Source organism: Serinicoccus sediminis, assembly GCF_004153545.1.
Taxonomy (GTDB): Bacteria; Actinomycetota; Actinomycetes; order Actinomycetales; family Dermatophilaceae; genus Ornithinicoccus; species Ornithinicoccus sediminis_A.
Genome location: NZ_SDVA01000012.1, coordinates 95,557 through 112,652, shown reverse-complemented (window position 1 = coordinate 112,652; position 17,096 = coordinate 95,557). Strand labels below are relative to the sequence as shown.

General features: G+C 71.6%; 14 protein-coding genes. All 14 read left to right on the top strand.

Going from position 1 to position 17,096, the window contains the following annotated elements; translation table 11 throughout:
* The first annotated feature begins 16 nt into the window (after window positions 1–16).
* The 14 genes from EUS26_RS12255 to EUS26_RS12190 are packed head-to-tail and all read left to right on the top strand — an operon-like array spanning window position 17 to window position 17,055.
* Window positions 17–571, top strand: a complete 555-nt coding sequence (locus EUS26_RS12255) for an NADH-quinone oxidoreductase subunit B (protein WP_130014106.1) — start codon at window positions 17–19, stop codon at window positions 569–571.
* A complete protein-coding gene (locus EUS26_RS12250; RefSeq protein WP_238148960.1) occupies window positions 568–1,398 on the top strand; it encodes an NADH-quinone oxidoreductase subunit C in 831 nt (276 codons plus the stop codon). The genes EUS26_RS12255 and EUS26_RS12250 overlap by 4 nt, the downstream gene beginning before the upstream one ends.
* Window positions 1,398–2,816 carry an NADH-quinone oxidoreductase subunit D gene (locus tag EUS26_RS12245; protein WP_202865133.1) on the top strand — a complete coding sequence of 473 codons (1,419 nt, stop codon included), beginning with the start codon at window positions 1,398–1,400 and terminating at the stop codon, window positions 2,814–2,816. Before EUS26_RS12250 ends, EUS26_RS12245 begins: the two co-directional genes overlap by 1 nt.
* Complete coding sequence (nuoE, locus tag EUS26_RS12240; RefSeq protein WP_238148959.1) at window positions 2,813–3,760, top strand: NADH-quinone oxidoreductase subunit NuoE; 948 nt, start codon at window positions 2,813–2,815, stop codon at window positions 3,758–3,760. The genes EUS26_RS12245 and nuoE overlap by 4 nt, the downstream gene beginning before the upstream one ends.
* Entirely contained in the window at window positions 3,757–5,070 is a 1,314-nt protein-coding gene (nuoF, locus tag EUS26_RS12235; protein WP_130014105.1) for an NADH-quinone oxidoreductase subunit NuoF, read from the top strand. Before nuoE ends, nuoF begins: the two co-directional genes overlap by 4 nt.
* On the top strand, window positions 5,067–7,610 hold the full coding sequence (locus EUS26_RS12230; RefSeq protein WP_130014104.1) for an NADH-quinone oxidoreductase subunit G: 2,544 nt from the start codon (window positions 5,067–5,069) through the stop codon (window positions 7,608–7,610). Before nuoF ends, EUS26_RS12230 begins: the two co-directional genes overlap by 4 nt.
* On the top strand, window positions 7,607–9,043 hold the full coding sequence (nuoH, locus tag EUS26_RS12225; protein WP_130014103.1) for an NADH-quinone oxidoreductase subunit NuoH: 1,437 nt from the start codon (window positions 7,607–7,609) through the stop codon (window positions 9,041–9,043). The genes EUS26_RS12230 and nuoH overlap by 4 nt, the downstream gene beginning before the upstream one ends.
* Window positions 9,036–9,734 carry an NADH-quinone oxidoreductase subunit NuoI gene (nuoI, locus tag EUS26_RS12220; protein WP_130014102.1) on the top strand — a complete coding sequence of 233 codons (699 nt, stop codon included), beginning with the start codon at window positions 9,036–9,038 and terminating at the stop codon, window positions 9,732–9,734. The genes nuoH and nuoI overlap by 8 nt, the downstream gene beginning before the upstream one ends.
* Window positions 9,731–10,657 carry an NADH-quinone oxidoreductase subunit J gene (locus tag EUS26_RS12215; protein WP_238148958.1) on the top strand — a complete coding sequence of 309 codons (927 nt, stop codon included), beginning with the start codon at window positions 9,731–9,733 and terminating at the stop codon, window positions 10,655–10,657. Before nuoI ends, EUS26_RS12215 begins: the two co-directional genes overlap by 4 nt.
* Window positions 10,657–10,956, top strand: coding sequence for an NADH-quinone oxidoreductase subunit NuoK (gene nuoK / locus EUS26_RS12210; RefSeq protein WP_130014101.1), 300 nt, complete (start codon window positions 10,657–10,659; stop codon window positions 10,954–10,956). The genes EUS26_RS12215 and nuoK overlap by 1 nt, the downstream gene beginning before the upstream one ends.
* Before the next feature lie 15 nt (window positions 10,957–10,971).
* Window positions 10,972–12,948 (top strand): NADH-quinone oxidoreductase subunit L, encoded by a 1,977-nt coding sequence (nuoL, locus tag EUS26_RS12205; RefSeq protein WP_130014121.1) that lies wholly within the window; start codon window positions 10,972–10,974, stop codon window positions 12,946–12,948.
* The gene (locus EUS26_RS12200) at window positions 12,948–14,504 is read left to right on the top strand and encodes an NADH-quinone oxidoreductase subunit M (RefSeq protein WP_165368603.1); all 1,557 of its coding nucleotides are present in this window, start codon (window positions 12,948–12,950) and stop codon (window positions 14,502–14,504) included. Before nuoL ends, EUS26_RS12200 begins: the two co-directional genes overlap by 1 nt.
* Complete coding sequence (nuoN, locus tag EUS26_RS12195; protein ID WP_130014100.1) at window positions 14,504–16,051, top strand: NADH-quinone oxidoreductase subunit NuoN; 1,548 nt, start codon at window positions 14,504–14,506, stop codon at window positions 16,049–16,051. The genes EUS26_RS12200 and nuoN overlap by 1 nt, the downstream gene beginning before the upstream one ends.
* Window positions 16,048–17,055: a polyprenyl synthetase family protein gene (locus tag EUS26_RS12190; protein ID WP_130014099.1), complete on the top strand. Its 1,008-nt coding sequence runs from the start codon at window positions 16,048–16,050 to the stop codon at window positions 17,053–17,055. Before nuoN ends, EUS26_RS12190 begins: the two co-directional genes overlap by 4 nt.
* Window positions 17,056–17,096: the final 41 nt, after the last annotated feature.

The window sequence follows — 17,096 nt, the reverse complement described above, 5'->3', positions numbered from 1 at the left end:
GGAAGTGAGCTGAACGATGGGACTCGAGGACAAGATCCCCGGCGGGATCATGCTGAGCACGGTCGAGGGTCTGGCCGGGCACCTGCGGCAGTACTCCGTCTGGCCGGCGACCTTCGGGCTGGCCTGCTGCGCCATCGAGATGATGGCCGTGGGCACCCCCGACTACGACATCGCCCGCTTCGGCATGGAGCGCTTCGCCGCCACCCCGCGGCAGGCGGACCTCATGATCGTGGCCGGTCGGGTGTCGCAGAAGATGGCGCCGGTCGTGCGCCAGGTCTACGACCAGATGCCCAACCCCAAGTGGGTCATCTCCATGGGCGTGTGCGCCAGCTCCGGCGGCATGTTCAACAACTACGCGATCGTGCAGGGGGTCGACCACATCGTGCCGGTCGACGTCTACCTCCCGGGCTGCCCGCCGCGGCCCGAGATGCTGCTCAACGCCGTGCTCGAGCTGCACAAGCAGATCCGTGAGTTCAAGTTCTCGGTGAACCGCGAGGAGGCCGCCCGGGCCGCCGAGGCGGCGGCCATGCGGGCCATGCCGACGGGGGAGATGAAGGGGCTGCTGGCGTGAGCGGACGGAGCAGCGGGCCGGAGACGCCCGACAAGCAGCCGGTGGTCCAGGAGACCACCGAGGACCGGGTCAACGCCCCGGAGCGCACCGAGGACCAGAAGGTCAGCCCGACCCACGCCCAGGAGAGCGGCGGCGGGTCGGTCCCGGCCGCCCGCCGCGCCGAGGACCGCGAGCCGGTCCAGGTGGCTCGCAAGAAGGGCATGTTCGGTGGGTCCCTCGGCAACGACACCTCCGGCTACGGCGGGCTGGTCGTCCCGGTCCTCATGCCGGGTGAGGCGGAGCGGCCCTACGGGTCCTACTTCGACGAGGTCGTCGACGCCCTGGAGGCCGCGGCCCCCGAGGCGTTCGCCGCGGGCGTCGAGCGGGTCGTGGTGGACCGCGGGGAGCTGACCCTGCACGTGCACCGCGACCACCTGCTCGCGCTGGTCCGTCCGTTGCGCGACGACCCGCGGCTGCGCTTCGAGGTCTGCACCGGCGTGTCCGGGGTCCACTGGCCGCAGCAGACCGGCGCCGAGCTGCACGCGGTCTACCACTTCCAGTCGATCACCCACGGGGTCCGGCGGGTCCGCCTCGAGGTCACCTGCCCCGACGACGACCCCCGCATCCCGTCCATCGTGGGCACCTACCCGACCAACGACTGGCACGAGCGCGAGACCTGGGACATGTTCGGGATCGTCTTCGAGGGCCACCCCGGCCTGACCCGCATCCTCATGCCGGACGACTGGCCCGGCCACCCGCAGCGCAAGGACTACCCGCTGGGCGGCATCCCCGTCGAGTACAAGGGTGCCACCATCCCGGCCCCCGACCAGCGCAGGAGCTACACCTGATGGCGACGACGAACAGCACCGACGAGCAGGTGGCCGGCGGCCCCGCCGACGAGGGTGCGGCATACCTGGAGTCCACCCCGACCGACCTGTATGCCGAGGGTGGCCCGACCGCGGACCCGGACGGTGACGCGGTCTTCACCGCCGGCGGCGGGGACTGGGACGACATCGCCCGGGACGTCGCGGCCCTCGGCGCGGAGCGGATCGTCGTCAACATGGGGCCGCAGCACCCGTCCACGCACGGCGTGCTCCGGCTCATCCTCGAGCTGGACGGCGAGACGGTGCAGGAGGCGCGGGCCGGCATCGGCTACCTGCACACCGGCATCGAGAAGAACATGGAGGTCCGCACCTGGACGCAGGGCACCACGTTCTGCACCCGGATGGACTACCTCACGCCGATCTTCAACGAGGCCGCCTACTGCCTGTCGGTGGAGAAGCTGCTCGGCATCACCGACCAGATCCCGCAGCGGGCCAGCGACATCCGCGTGCTCATGATGGAGCTCAACCGGATCGGCTCCCACCTCATCGCGGTGGCCACCGGCGGCATGGAGCTCGGCGCCACGACGGTCATGACGATCGGGTTCCGCGAGCGCGAGCGGCTGCTGCGCTTCATGGAGGCCGTCTCCGGGCTGCGGATGAACCACGCCTACGTCCGCCCCGGCGGGGTCGCCCAGGACGTCCTGCCCGAGCACCTCGACCAGCTCGAGAGCGAGCTGCCGCTGCTGCGCCAGGGCATCGGCGAGCTCGAGAAGCTCCTGCTGGAGAGCCCGGTCCTCAAGGGCCGGCTGGTCGACGTCGGCTTCCTCTCCCTGGCCAGCTGCATGGCGCTCGGCATCACCGGGCCGATCCTGCGCTCCACCGGCCTGCCGCACGACCTGCGCAAGGCCGAGCCGTACTGCGGCTACGAGACCTACGACTTCGACGTCGTCACCCGGCGCGACATGGACGCCTACAGCCGCCTGTGCATCCGGCTGGACGAGATGTGGCAGTCGCTGCGCATCGCCGAGCAGGCCATCGCGCGACTGCGGGCCAGCCAGGGCGAGCCGGTCATGGTCGCCGACAAGAAGATCGCCTGGCCGGCGCAGCTGTCGGTCGGCGCGGACGGCCAGGGCAACAGCCTGGACCACATCCGGGAGATCATGGGCGAGTCGATGGAGGCGCTGATCCACCACTTCAAGCTGGTGACCGAGGGCTTCCGGGTGCCGCCCGGCCAGGCCTACGCCGCGGTCGAGTCGCCCAAGGGCGAGCTCGGGGTGCACGCGGTGTCCGACGGGGGCACCCGTCCTTACCGCGTGCACTTCCGGGACCCCAGCTTCACCAACCTGCAGGCGGCCTCCGCGCTGTCCGAGGGCGGCCTGGTCGCCGACGTCATCGTCGCGGTCGCCTCGATCGACCCCGTGATGGGAGGAGTGGACCGATGAGCGGGACGCACGAGCGCGAGGACATGCGCAGCCAGCTGGACGAGGCGAGCGAGCGCCGGGTGCACCACAGCGTGCCGGGGCACGCCGACGACGGACCCCTGCACCACCACACCCCGCTGCACGCGTCGGAGGAGCCCTACGCCGAGGACGTGCTGGCGCAGCTGGTCGCCGACGGCGAGCAGATCATCGCCCGCTACCCGCAGAAGCGCTCGGCCCTGCTGCCGATGCTGCACCTCGTGCAGTCGGTGGACGGCTACGTCACCGGGCGGGGGGTGCGGCTGTGCGCCGATCTGCTCGACCTCACCACCGCCGAGGTGAGCGGTGTGGCCACGTTCTACACGCAGTACAAGCGGCACCCCAACGGGGAGTACACCGTCGGCGTGTGCACCAACACCCTGTGCGCGGTCATGGGCGGCGACCAGATCTTCGACGAGGTCAGCGAGCACCTCGGCATCGGGCACGACGAGACCACCGAGGACGGCCGCATCACCCTGGAGCGGGTGGAATGCAACGCGGCCTGCGACTACGCCCCCGTGGTCATGGTCAACTGGGAGTTCTTCGACGACCAGACCCCGCAGAGCACCAAGGAGCTGACCGACCGGCTGCGCGCCGGCGAGCAGGTCACCCCCACCCGCGGCCCGTCGCGGGTCTGCACCTTCAAGCAGGTCAGCCGGGTGCTGGCGGGCTTCCCGGACGGCCTCGCGGACGAGGGGCCCGGCGCCGGCCAGGCCTCGCTGCGCGGCACCCTGCTCGCCAAGGAGAAGGGGTGGACCGCGCCGCGGCCCGACTCCGGCACCGACACCGAGGCCACCCCCGAGGGGCAGGCCGGGGGCCGCGCCCAGGGTGAGTACGGCTCGGTCAACACCGACGCCAACGACGCCGACGAGGTGCCCACCTCCGAGGGTGTCAAGGACGTCGACGAGACGAAGGGAGACGAGCTGTGAGCACGCAGCTGACCCCGATCCTGTCCGAGTTCTGGGACGCGGAGCGGTCCTGGACCCTGGAGACCTACGAGCAGCACGACGGCTACCGTGCCCTGCGCACGGCCCTCGCGGGTGACGCCGCCGACCTCGTCGCCGCGGCCAAGGAGTCCGGCCTGCGCGGACGCGGCGGCGCGGGCTTCCCGACCGGGATGAAGTGGGGCTTCCTGCCCCCGCCGGACGGCGGACCGCGCTACCTCGTCGTCAACGCCGACGAGTCCGAGCCGGGCACCTGCAAGGACACCCCGCTCATGATGGCGGCCCCGCAGTTCCTCATCGAGGGGATGATCATCACCTCGTTCGCGATCGACTGCCACCACGCCTTCATCTACGTGCGCGGCGAGATCGTCCACGTCTACCGCCGGCTCATGCGGGCGGTGGAGGAGGCGTATGCCGCGGGCTACCTCGGCAAGGACATCCTCGGCTCCGGGTTCGACCTGGACATCACCGTCCACGCCGGCGCCGGCGCCTACATCTGCGGGGAGGAGACCGCGCTGCTGGACTCCCTCGAGGGTCGCCGCGGCCAGCCCCGCCTCAAGCCGCCGTTCCCCGCGGTCGCCGGCCTCTACGCCCGCCCGACCGTGGTCAACAATGTCGAGTCCATCGCCTCGGTGCCCTCGATCGTCATGCACGGGGCCGACTGGTTCGCCGGCATGGGCACCGAGAAGTCGCAGGGCTACGGCCTGTTCAGCCTCTCCGGCCACGTGGAGCGTCCGGGGCAGTACGAGGCGCCGCTGGGCATCACCCTGCGCGAGCTGCTGGAGATGGCCGGCGGCATGCGCGGGGGGAAGAAGCTCAAGTTCTGGACCCCCGGCGGCTCCTCGACCCCGATCTTCACCGACGCCCACCTCGACGTGCCCCTCGACTTCGAGTCGGTGGCCGCCGAGGGCTCGATGCTGGGCACCCGGGCGCTGCAGATCTTCGACGAGACGGTCTCGGTGGTGCGCGCGGTCTCCCGGTGGACGGACTTCTACGCGCACGAGTCGTGCGGCAAGTGCACCCCGTGCCGCGAGGGGACGTTCTGGCTCAAGCAGATCCTGGAGCGGCTCGAGGCCGGGCGGGGACGCCCCGGCGACATCGAGAAGCTCGACGACATCTGCGACAACATCCTCGGCCGCAGCTTCTGCGCCCTGGGTGACGGCGCCACCAGCCCCATCACCTCGGCCATCCAGTACTTCCGGGAGGAGTTCGAGGAGGCCATGCACACGCCGTGGCAGCAGACCTTCCCGGCCGAGCGCAACACCCTCTTCGCGAAGGAGAGCCAGCCCGTATGAGCGTGGAGATCAGCGACCCGACCATCCCCGACGAGGTGGCCGAGGAGACCGTGCCGACGGTGGAGGTCACCATCGACGGCGTCGAGGTCTCGGTCCCGGAGGGCACCCTGGTCATCCGGGCGGCCGAAGAGGTCGGGATCCACGTCCCGCGCTTCTGCGACCACCCGCTGCTCGAGCCGGTGGGCGCCTGCCGACAGTGCCTGGTGGACGTCTCCACCCCGGACCGCGAGGGCAACCTCAAGCCGATGCCCAAGCCGCAGGCCTCCTGCACCATCGCGGTGTCGCCGGGCATGGTCGTCCGCACCCAGCACACCTCGGAGGTCGCCGACAAGGCGCAGACCGGGGTCATGGAGCTGCTGCTCGTCAACCACCCGCTGGACTGCCCCGTCTGCGACAAGGGCGGCGAGTGCCCGCTGCAGAACCAGGCGATGTCCGACGGGCGGCCCACGTCGCGCTTCGAGGACGTCAAGCGGACCTTCCCCAAGCCGGTCAACATCTCCAGCCAGGTGCTGCTGGACCGGGAGCGCTGCGTGCTCTGCGCCCGGTGCACGCGGTTCTCCGAGCAGATCGCCGGCGACCCGTTCATCGCGCTCATCGAGCGCGGCGCGCTGCAGCAGGTCGGCATCTACGAGGAGCAGCCCTTCGAGAGCTACTTCTCCGGCAACACGGTGCAGATCTGCCCGGTCGGCGCGCTGACCGGCGCGGCCTACCGCTTCCGCTCCCGCCCCTTCGACCTCGTCTCGACGCCGAGCGTGTGCGAGCACTGCGCCTCGGGCTGCTCCCTGCGCACCGACCACCGCCGCGGCCAGGTGCTGCGCCGGATGGCCCTCGACGACCCCGAGGTCAACGAGGAGTGGAACTGCGACAAGGGTCGGTGGGCGTTCGCCTACGCCACGCTGCCGGACCGGCTCCACGACCCGGTCGTGCGCGGCCGGGACGGGCAGTATGCCGTCACCTCCTGGCGCGACGCGTACGCCGCCGCGGCGGCCGGGCTGTCCACGGCCCGGGGCGCCGGCGGCGTCGGGGTGCTGCCGGGTGGCCGGGTGAGCGTCGAGGACGCCTACGCCTACGCCAAGCTGGCCCGGGTCGCGCTCGGCACCAACGACGTCGACCACCGGTCCCGCCCGCACAGCACCGAGGAGGCGGACTTCCTGGCCGCCGCGGTCGCCGGGCAGCGCGAGGTCAGCTACGCCGACCTCGAGGCCGCGCCGTCGGTGCTGCTCGTCGGGCTGGAGCCGGAGGAGGAGAGCCCCATCGTCTTCCTGCGGCTGCGCAAGGGGCTGCGCAAGCACGCCACCCAGGTCTTCTCCGTGGCGCCCTTCGCCACCCGCGGGCTGGAGAAGCTGGACGGCATGCTGCTGTCCTCGGCCCCGGGCACCGAGGCCGAGGTGCTGCAGGCGCTCGCCCGGCGCCGCAGCGAGGGCCCCGGGGAGGCCGACGCCGGTCCGGTGGAGGCGCTCGACGTCGACCCGGTGCACGCCGCCTCCGACGCGCTGGCCGCCGGCTCGGTCATCCTCGTGGGGGAGCGGCTCGCCGCCACCCCCGGTGCGTTGTCCGCCGCCGTGGCGCTGGCCCGGACCACCGGGGCCTCGCTGGCCTGGGTGCCGCGCCGTGCCGGTGAGCGGGGCGCCGTCGACGTCGGCGCCCTGCCCGGCCTGCTGCCGGGCGGGCGCCCGGTGGGTGACGCCGGTGCGGTCGCCGAGGTCGCCGACCGCTGGGGCGTGGACGCCCTGCCGGGTACCCCCGGCCGCGACGCCACCGCGATCCTGCAGGCCGCCGCCGACGGTGAGCTCGCGGCCCTCGTGGTCGGGGGCGTCGAGATCGACGACCTGCCCGACCCGGGTCTGGCCCGGCGCGCCCTCGAGCGGGCCTTCGTCGTCTCGCTGGAGGTCCGCGAGAGCGAGGTGCACGCCTACGCCGACGTCATCCTCCCGGTCGCGCCGCAGCAGGAGAAGGCCGGCGCCTACGTCACCTGGGAGGGTCGTCTGCGGCCCTTCGAGCGGGCCATCGAGAGCGGTGCCAGCTCCGACCACGTCGTGCTGGACCGGCTCGCGGACGCCATGGGCGTGCGCCTGGGGACCGGGACGGTCACCGAGGTCCGCCGCGAGCTGACCGGCCTGGACCGCTGGGCCGGCACCCGGCCGGTCGACCCGACCGTGGCCGGCGCCGGGCCCGCCAGCCCCGGCCCGGGCGAGGCCGTCCTCGCCACCTGGCACCACCTGCTGGACGCGGGCCGGCTGCAGGACGGCGAGCCCTTCCTGGCCGGGACCGCTCCGGTCGCGGTGGCCCGCCTGTCCGCCGCCACGGCCGCCGACGCCGGTGTCGTCGAGGGCGGCACCGTGCGGGTCGCCACGACCGCCGGCTCCCTGGAGCTGCCGGTCCAGGTCACCGCGATGCAGGACGGCGTGGTCTGGGTACCCACCAACTCGCCGGGGTCCTCGGTCCGGGCCACCCTCGGGGTGGACGCCGGTGCCGTGGTCTCGCTCACCGCCGGCGCCACCGGCGGTCCCGACCGATCGACCGCACGAGGTGAGGCATGAGCCTGCTCACGGCATACCCCGAGGTCATGACGAGCGTCCCGCTCGTCATGGAGGACTTCCCGGCCGCCGACTTCAGCGACACCCCGTGGTGGCTCTCGCTGTTCAAGGCGTTCCTGCTCTTCGTCTACGTCATGCTCTCGGTGGTCGTCGTCATCTGGTTCGAGCGACGGGTCATCGGTCGCATGCAGCAGCGGCCCGGGCCCAACCGGCTCGGCCCGCTCGGGATCCTGCAGACCACGGCCGACGGCATCAAGCTCTTCCTCAAGGAGGACGTGACGCCCAAGGGCGCCGACCGGCTGATGTTCTACGCCGCGCCGCTCATCGTCGCCTCGCTGGCGTTCGTGTCCTTCGCCATCATCCCCATGGGTGGCGACGTGCAGATGTTCGGGCACACGACGCCGCTGCAGCTCACCGACACCCCCGTGGCGGTGCTGCTCGTGCTGGCGGTGGCCGGGGTCTCGGCCTACGGCTTCGTCCTGGCCGGCTGGTCCTCGGGCTCGACCTACCCGCTGCTCGGCGGGCTCCGCTCGACGGCCATGGTCATCTCCTACGAGATCGCGATGGGCCTCTCACTCGTCGCCGTCTTCCTCTACGCCGGGTCGATGTCGACCAGCCAGATCGTCGAGGCGCAGCAGCAGAGCACCGTGCTCGGCATCCCGCTGTGGTACATCGTGCCGCTGTTCTTCAGCTTCGTCGTCTACGTCATCACGATGATCGGCGAGACCAACCGGCTGCCGTTCGACCTCGCCGAGGGCGAGGGTGAGCTCGGCGGCGGGTTCCACACCGAGTACTCCTCGATGAAGTTCGGCATGTTCTTCCTCGGCGAGTACATCAACATGTTCACCGTCTCCGCGCTGGCCACCACCCTGTTCCTGGGCGGCTGGCACGCCCCGTGGCCGCTCAACGTCCTCTTCGACGGCGCCCTCGACTCCGGTTGGTGGGGCCTGCTGTGGTTCACCGCCAAGATGTGGGGCTTCATCTTCTTCTACGTCTGGGTGCGCGGGTCGCTGCCGCGGGTGCGGTACGACCAGTTCATGGCGCTGGGGTGGAAGATCCTCATCCCGCTCTCGCTGGTGTGGGTCGTCGCCGTCATGCTCATCCGCTCCGCGCAGGAGGGCTACTTCGGCGAGGGCCGGTGGGTCACCGTCCTCACCCTGGGCGGCATCGGCGTCTTCGTCCTCATCGGTATCCTCCTCTGGGACCGGTACGCCCAGCGGCGTGCCGCCGCCCGCGAGGAGGCGCAGGAGGTGCCCGAGGAGATCGACCCGTTCGCGGACGGCTACCCCGTCCCGCCCATGCCCGGCCAGCGGCTCGTCGAGCCGCGGCCCGCCGTCGAGCAGGCCCGGCCGGTGACCGTCGCCGCAGGCCAGCGCGGTGGCGACGACCCTGGCACCGCACGCAGCACCGAGGAGGAGAAGGAGCGCCGTGGCTGACCCGACCGAGCCTCATACCAACGAGCCCGCCCGCACCGCCGACACCACCCCCGCCCGCACCGGCGGCGCCGCCCCCGACGGCGGCAAGAAGGAGCCCGGTCTGCTCGGCCAGCTCTTCGCGCCGGTCGCCGGCTTCGGCGTCACCTTCGGCACGATGTTCCGCAAGGTGCCGACGCAGGAGTACCCCGAGGTCAAGCGCCCGACGGCGACCCGCTACCACGGCCGCCACCAGCTCAACCGGCACCCGGACGGGCTGGAGAAGTGCGTCGGCTGCGAGCTGTGCGCCTGGGCCTGCCCCGCGGACGCCATCTACGTCGAGGGCGCGGACAACACCGACGAGGCCCGGTTCAGCCCCGGTGAGCGCTACGGCCGCGTCTACCAGATCAACTACCTGCGCTGCATCTTCTGCGGGTTGTGCATCGAGGCGTGCCCCACCCGCGCGCTGACGATGACGAACGAGTACGAGATGGCCGACTCCGAGCGCGCGCCGCTCATCTACGAGAAGCACCAGCTGCTGGCGCCCCTGCGCCCGGACATGCTCACCCCGCCCTTCCCCATGGCCGAGGGCATGGAGGAGCGCGACTACTACCAGGGCAAGGTCACCGGGTCCACGAGCGGCCAGCGGGACTACGTCGAGCAGCGCGAGGCCCGCCGCAGCGAGGCCGAGGCCGACGCGGAGGCGCGTTCATGACGCCCGACCGGATCGACGGCATGGAGCTCGGTCTCTTCTGGGTCCTCGCCGTCGTGGCCGTCGCCGGGGCCCTCGGTCTGCTCTTCGCCCGCAAGGCCGTCCACGCCGCCATGGCGATGGCCATGACGATGATCAGCCTGGGCGTCATCTACATCGTCCAGCGGGCCGAGTTCGTCGGCATCATCCAGGTGTTCGTCTACTCCGGCGCCGTGATGATGCTCTTCCTCTTCGTCGTCATGCTCGTCGGCGTGGACTCCTCGGACTCCACGGTGGAGACCCTGCGGGGCCAGCGCGTGCTCGCCTTCGGGCTGGGCGCGCTCTTCGTCGCCGCCGCCGTCTACGGGCTCACCCGGGTCTCCTGGCCGCAGGCGGTCGGCCTGGAGACGGTGCAGGCCGAGGGCAGCGTCACCGCCCTGGCCCGGGAGATCTTCGAGCGGCAGGTGCTCACCCTGGAGACCCTGGGCGCGCTGCTCGTCATCGCGGTCATGGGCGCCATGGTCCTGGCGCACCGCGAGCGGCTCACCCCGCGCCGCACCCAGCGGCAGATCTCCCAGGACCGGCTGCGGGCGGGCGAGTGGCTCTCCGGCAAGCCCAACCCCGGGGTGTATGCCCGGCACAACGCCGCGGACACCCCGGCGCTGGCGCCGGACGGCACGCCGGTCGAGGAGTCGGTGCCGCGGGTCCTGGTCGCGCGCGGCCAGGTGACCAACCCCGGCGCCTACCGCCTCCCCGGCGGCAGCGGCCGCGCCGACGGGCAGCCGCCCGCCGAGCAGGCCCCGGAGGACCTGCCCGCGGGCACGAACGCCGCCGTCGACAACGAGATGACCAAGCAGGCCCCGTCGCAGCAGCCGGGGGACCGCGACGACCGCGGCCACGGGCATACCCCTGACGACGGCGACCGGTCGGACCGGGAGGAGCGCTGATGGGACTCGAGGCCTACATCTACCTGTCGGTCGTGCTCTTCGCGCTGGGCGCGATCACGGTCCTGACCCGACGCAACACCATCATCGTCTTCATGGGCATCGAGCTCATGCTCAACGCCTGCAACCTGGCGCTGGTCACCTTCGCCCGCATCCACGGCTCCCTCGACGGCCAGGTCTACGCCCTGTTCGTCATGGTGGTCGCCGCGGCCGAGGTGGTCGTCGGGCTGGCGATCATCATGTCCATCTTCCGTGCGCGTCGCTCGGCCTCGGTCGACGACGCCAACCTGCTCAAGCTGTAAGGAGCGCTCGTGTCTGTGCACGACCTGAGTCACGGGCTGGCCACGGTCAGCCTCGCGACGGCCGAACACGCCGGGGGAACGAGCGCCGTCCACGCCACCCAGGCCGGGGGTGTGGCGTCGGCCGGCTGGCTGCTCGTCGCGCTGCCCCTCCTCGGCGCGGCGGTGCTGCTGCTCGGCGGTCGGACGACCGACCGGTGGGGACCCGCGCTGGCGACCGGTCTGTCGTGGGCCAGCTTCGGCGTCGGCGTCGCGATCATCGCGCAGCTCACCGGGCTCGCCCCGGAGGAGCGCTCGCTGACGGTGCCGCTGTGGGACTGGGTGAGCGTGGGTGACCTCTCGCTCTCGGCCGGCCTGCTGCTGGACCCGCTGTCCCTGGCCTTCGTCATGCTCATCACCTTCGTGGGCAGCCTCATCCACGTCTACTCGTTGGGCTACATGGCGGACGACCCGGACAAGCGCCGGTTCTTCGCCTACCTCAACCTGTTCGTCGCGGCCATGCTCATCCTCGTGCTCGCCGACTCCTACCTGCTGCTCTTCGTCGGCTGGGAGGGCGTCGGTCTGGCGTCGTACCTGCTCATCGGCTTCTGGAACTACAACCCGGACTACGCCGCCGCCGCCAACAAGGCGTTCGTCGTCAACCGGGTCGGTGACGTCGGGCTCATCACCGCGATGGCGATCATGCTCGCCACCTTCGGGGCGCTCGACTTCGCGACCGTGCACGGCAACGCCGGGGGAGCGGGCGACCTCACGCTGACCCTCATCGGTCTGGCCCTGCTGCTCGGGGCCTGCGGCAAGTCGGCGCAGTTCCCGCTGCAGAGCTGGCTGGGCGACGCGATGGCCGGCCCGACCCCGGTGTCCGCGCTCATCCACGCGGCGACGATGGTCACCGCCGGCGTCTACCTCATCGCCCGCAGCCAGGCGATCTACGACCTCACGCCGGACGCCCGGCTCGTCGTCGCGGTCGTCGGCGCGATCACGCTGCTCTACGGCGCCTTCGTCGGGTGCGCCAAGGACGACATCAAGAAGGCCCTCGCCGCCTCCACCATGAGCCAGATCGGCTACATGATGCTGGCCGTCGGCCTGGGGCCGGTGGGCTACCTCTACGCGATCTTCCACCTGGTGACGCACGGCTTCTTCAAGGCCAACATGTTCCTCGGGGCCGGGTCGGTCATGCACGCCATGGGCAACCGGGTGGACATGCGCCGCTTCGGGGCCCTGCGGGCGGACATCAAGATCACCTGGCTCACCTTCATGGCAGGTTGGCTGGCCATCATCGGTGTGCCGTTCACCGCGGGGTGGTACTCGAAGGACTTCATCATCGAGACCGCCTTCGCCGAGCCGGGCTGGCGCGGCTGGGTCTTCGGTGGCGTCGCGCTGCTGGGCGCGGGGATCACCGCCTTCTACATGTCCCGGCTGTTCTTCATGACCTTCTTCGGCAAGGCCCGCTGGCACGAGGACGCCCACCCGCACGAGTCGCCGCTGCTGATGACCGTGCCGATGATGGTCCTGGCGCTGGGCTCGCTGGTCCTGGGCGCGGTGCTCTACCCGACCGGGATCATCACCGGGTGGCTGGAGCCGGTCTTCGGGCACGCCGAGCACGGCGAGCCGCTCATCCCGGTCCTGGCGATCCAGATCCTGGCGTTCGTCCTCCTGCTGGCCGGCGCCGGCCTGGCCTGGGTGATGTACGTCCGCAGCGACGTGCCACGGACCGCGCCGCACGGCAGCGCGCTGACCCGCGCGGCCCGCCGTGACTTCTACCAGGACGACGTCAACGAGGCGCTGTTCACCAGCCCGACCATGACGCTCGCGCGGACCTCGGTCGAGGCCGACAGCGTGCTGGTCGAGGGCACCGTGACCGGTGGCACGACCGGCGGGCTCAACGGCCTGTCGCGGGTGCTGCGGCGTACCCAGAACGGCTTCGTCCGCTCCTATGCCCTGACGATGCTCCTGGGCGTCGTCGCGATCCTCGGTGCCGTCTGGGTGATGCAGTGATGAGTTTTCCCTGGTTGACCACGCTGCTCGTGCTGCCGCTCGTCGGCGCGCTCGTGGTGTCCCTCCTGCCCAAGGGCAGCGCCCTCGTGCGCCCGGTGGCGCTCGGCACGGCGCTGCTGACCCTGGCCGTCGGCATCGGGACGGCCACCCAGTTCCGGGTCGGCGGAGGCGCCGGCGGTGAGCGCTTCCAGCTGACCGAGGTCTACTCCTGGATCCCGCAGTTCGGGGTGTCCTACGCCCTGGGCGTCGACGGCATCTCGCTGTCGATGATCCTGCTCGGGCTGGTGCTGGTGCCGATCTGCATCGTCGCCGCCTGGGACGACGTCCCGGCCGTCGGCCGACGCCAGCACGCCTACTTCGCCCTCATGCTGGCGCTCACCTCGATGATGGTCGGCGTCTTCGCCGCCATCGACGTGTTCCTCTTCTACGTCTTCTTCGAGGCCATGCTCATCCCGGTCTACTTCCTCATCGGGGTGTTCGGCGGCAGCCGTCGGGCGCGGGCGGCCACGTCGTTCCTGCTCTACTCGCTCGCCGGCGGGCTCGTCATGCTCGTCGCGGTCATCGGGGTCTACCTCGCCGGCCCGCGCGGCACCGACGGCTTCCTGCTCTCCAACCTCACCGGTCTGGACCTGTCGGTGGAGGCCGGTCGCTGGCTCTTCGTCGGCTTCTTCATCGCCTTCGCGATCAAGGCGCCCATGTGGCCGGTGCACACCTGGCTGCCGCTGGCCGCCGAGCAGGCCCGTCCGGCCACCTCGGTCCTGCTCGTCGGGGTGCTCGACAAGGTCGGCACCTACGGCATGATCCGCTTCTGCCTCACGCTGTTCCCCGAGGCCAGCCAGTGGGCCACGCCGGTGATCCTGGCGCTCGCCCTCGTCTCGCTGTTCGTCGGCGCGTTCCTCGCCATCGGGCAGACCGACATGCTGCGCCTCATCAGCTACACCTCGATCAGCCACTTCGGGTTCATCGTGCTGGGGATCTTCGCCTTCACCACGGTGAGCCAGACCGGCGCGACGCTCTACATGGTCAACCACGGGTTCACCACGGCCGGGCTGTTCCTCGTGGCGGGCATGCTCATCGTCCGCCGGGGCTCGCGCGACCTGCGCGACTTCGGCGGGTGGCAGCGGGTCACCCCGCTCGTCGCGGGTGCGCTGTTCGTCTCGGGCATGTCCGGCCTGGCGCTGCCCGGGCTCAACTCCTTCGTCAGCGAGTTCCTCGTCATCGTCGGCACCTTCGGCCGGCACCCGTGGCTGGGGGTCATCTCCGCCATCGGCGTCATCCTGGCGGCCGTCTACATCCTGGTGATGTACCAGAAGGTCGCCACCGGCCCGCGCCCGACGGGGCCGGACGTCGAGGACGTGCGGGACATGAGCGGCCGGGAGAAGTGGGTCGTCGCCCCGATCATCGCGGCCTTCCTCGTGCTGGGCTTCTACCCCAAGCCGGTGCTCGACCTGCTGGAGCCCGCCGTGCAGCAGACGCTGCAGACGGTCGGCATCAGCGACCCCGCGCCCGCCGTGGACACCGCTGCCAACCACTCGACCGAGGGGAGTGACCACTGATGGGTGGCTCCATGTTCGTCGCGCCGGACATCAACTACACGGCGCTGCTGCCGATGATCATCGTCTTCGTCGGCGGCCTCGTCGGGGTCACGGTGGAGGGCTTCGCGTCCCGGCGCACGCGGTATGCCGTGCAGGTCCCGCTGTCCGTCGCCACGCTCGTCCTGGCGCTGCTCGCCCTCGTCCTGCTGGGGCGGGACAACACGGGCATCACCGCGGCGGGCACGGTGGCCGTCGACGGGGTGGCCCTCGCCCTGCAGGGCCTGGTGCTGGTGCTGTCGATCCTGGGGCTGCTCGTCATGAGCGAGCGGTTCGGCGGGGAGCAGCCGGACGCCTTCACCCAGTCCGGGGTGTCCACCCCCGGCTCGGCGGAGGAGACGCTGGCGGCCAAGGTCGGTGCCACGACGACGGAGATCTACCCGCTGATGCTCATGTCGGTGGGCGGGATGATGCTCTTCGTCGCGGCCAACGACCTCATCCTCCTCTTCGTGGCGCTGGAGGTCCTCTCGCTGCCCCTGTACGTCCTGTGCGGCCTGGCCCGGCGCCGGCGGCTGCTCTCGCAGGAGGCCTCGCTGAAGTACTTCCTGCTCGGCAGCTTCTCCTCCGCGTTCTTCCTCTTCGGTGCGGTGCTGCTCTACGGCTACGCCGGCTCCATGCGGTTCTCCGACATCGCGGCCGCCATCAGCAGCAACGTGGGCATGGACGGGCTGCTCGTCCCGGGTGTCCTGCTCGTGACCGTCGGCCTGCTCTTCAAGGTCGGTGCGGTGCCGTTCCACGCCTGGACGCCGGACGTCTACCAGGGTGCCCCCACCCCGGTCACCGGCTTCATGGCCGCCTGCACCAAGGTCGCCGCGTTCGGCGCCATGCTGCGCGTCCTCTACGTCGCCGTCGAGGGTGCCCGGCTGGAGTGGCAGCCGGTCATCGCGGTCGTGGCGGCCCTGTCGATGGTCGTCGGGGCGCTGCTCGCGATCGTGCAGACCGACGTCAAGCGGATCCTGGCCTACTCCTCGATCGCGCACGCCGGCTTCATCCTCACCGGGGTCGTCGCCCTGGACGTCGCCGGGGTCTCCAGCACGATGTTCTACCTCGCGACCTACGGCTTCATGACGATCCCCGCCTTCGCCATCGTCGCCCTGGTGCGCAGCGCCGGGACCGAGGCCACGCTGGTCGACCAGTGGGCCGGTCTGGGCCGGCGTTCTCCGTGGATCGCGGCCAGCTTCACCTTCCTGCTCATGGCCTTCGCCGGGCTGCCGCTGACCAGCGGCTTCACCGGCAAATTCGCGGTGTTCTCCGCCGCGGTCAGCCAGGGCTGGGCGTGGCTGGCGGTCGTCGGGGTGCTCGCCAGCGCCGTGACCGCCTACATCTACTTCGTCCTGGTCGTGCAGATGTGGCTCGGTGACCCGGCCGACGCGTCCGGCACCGCGGTCGTCCGACCGTCGTGGATGACCTCGTTCGCGATCCTCGTCGGCGTCGCCATCACCCTGGCCCTCGGGGTCATGCCCTCCCCGGTCCTGGACCTCGCACAGAGCACCGCGGCGTTCCTGCGGTGAGCACCGCGACCATCCCTGGCTCCGACGACGCGCTGACCGGTCGGGTCCAGGCGGGGCTGGGCAGGGTCGCGAGCCGGCTCGAGGAGGTCCTGGACCACGAGGACCCGTTCATCGCCGAGGCCAACCTGCACCTGGCCCGCGCGGGGGGCAAGCGGTTCCGACCGTTGCTGACCCTGCTGACCAGCGAGGTCGGTCGCGGCTGGGACGAACAGGTGGTGGATGCGGCGGTCGGCGTCGAGCTCACCCACCTGGCCTCGCTCTACCACGACGACGTCATGGACGAGGCGGACCTGCGGCGGGGGGTCAGCAGCGCCAACGCGCGCTACGGCAACGCCACGGCCATCCTCGTGGGCGACCTGCTCTTCGGCACCGCCTCGGCCGTGGTCGCCGGGCTCGGGCCGGAGGCGGTGAAGATCCAGGCCGAGACCTTCGTCCGCCTCTGCGCCGGGCAGATCCGGGACGACCGCCAGGGGGTGGCCGGGCCCGAGGCGGGCGGGCACGACGCCGCGGTCGAGGCATACCTGTCGATCCTCGCGGACAAGACCGGGTCGCTCATCGCCACGGCCGCGCGCTACGGCGCGATGTTCGGGGGCTGCGACGAGCGCACGGTGCGGACGCTCACCGCCTACGGTGAGACCCTCGGGGTCGTCTTCCAGCTGGCCGACGACCTGCTGGACGTCGCCTCGGCGGCCGACGACTCGGGCAAGACGCCCGGGGCCGACCTGCGCGAGGGCAAGGCGACCCTGCCGGTGCTCTACGCGCGCGGCAGCACGGACCCCGCCGACGCGCGGCTGCAGCAGCTCATCGCCGGCCCGGTCGAGGACCCGGCCGAGCTGGCCGAGGCCCTCGAGCTGCTGCGCCGGCACCCCGCGATGGCGCAGGCCCGGGAGCGCACCCTGGCCATGGCCGCCCAGGCCCGGGAGCTGCTCGAGGACCTGCAGCCCTCACCCGCGGTGGACGCGCTGCGGGCGCTGGTCGACGGCGTGGCCGACCGCTCCCGCTGACCGCCCTGCGGCCCGGCCCGACCGCACCGCGGCCGGGCCGC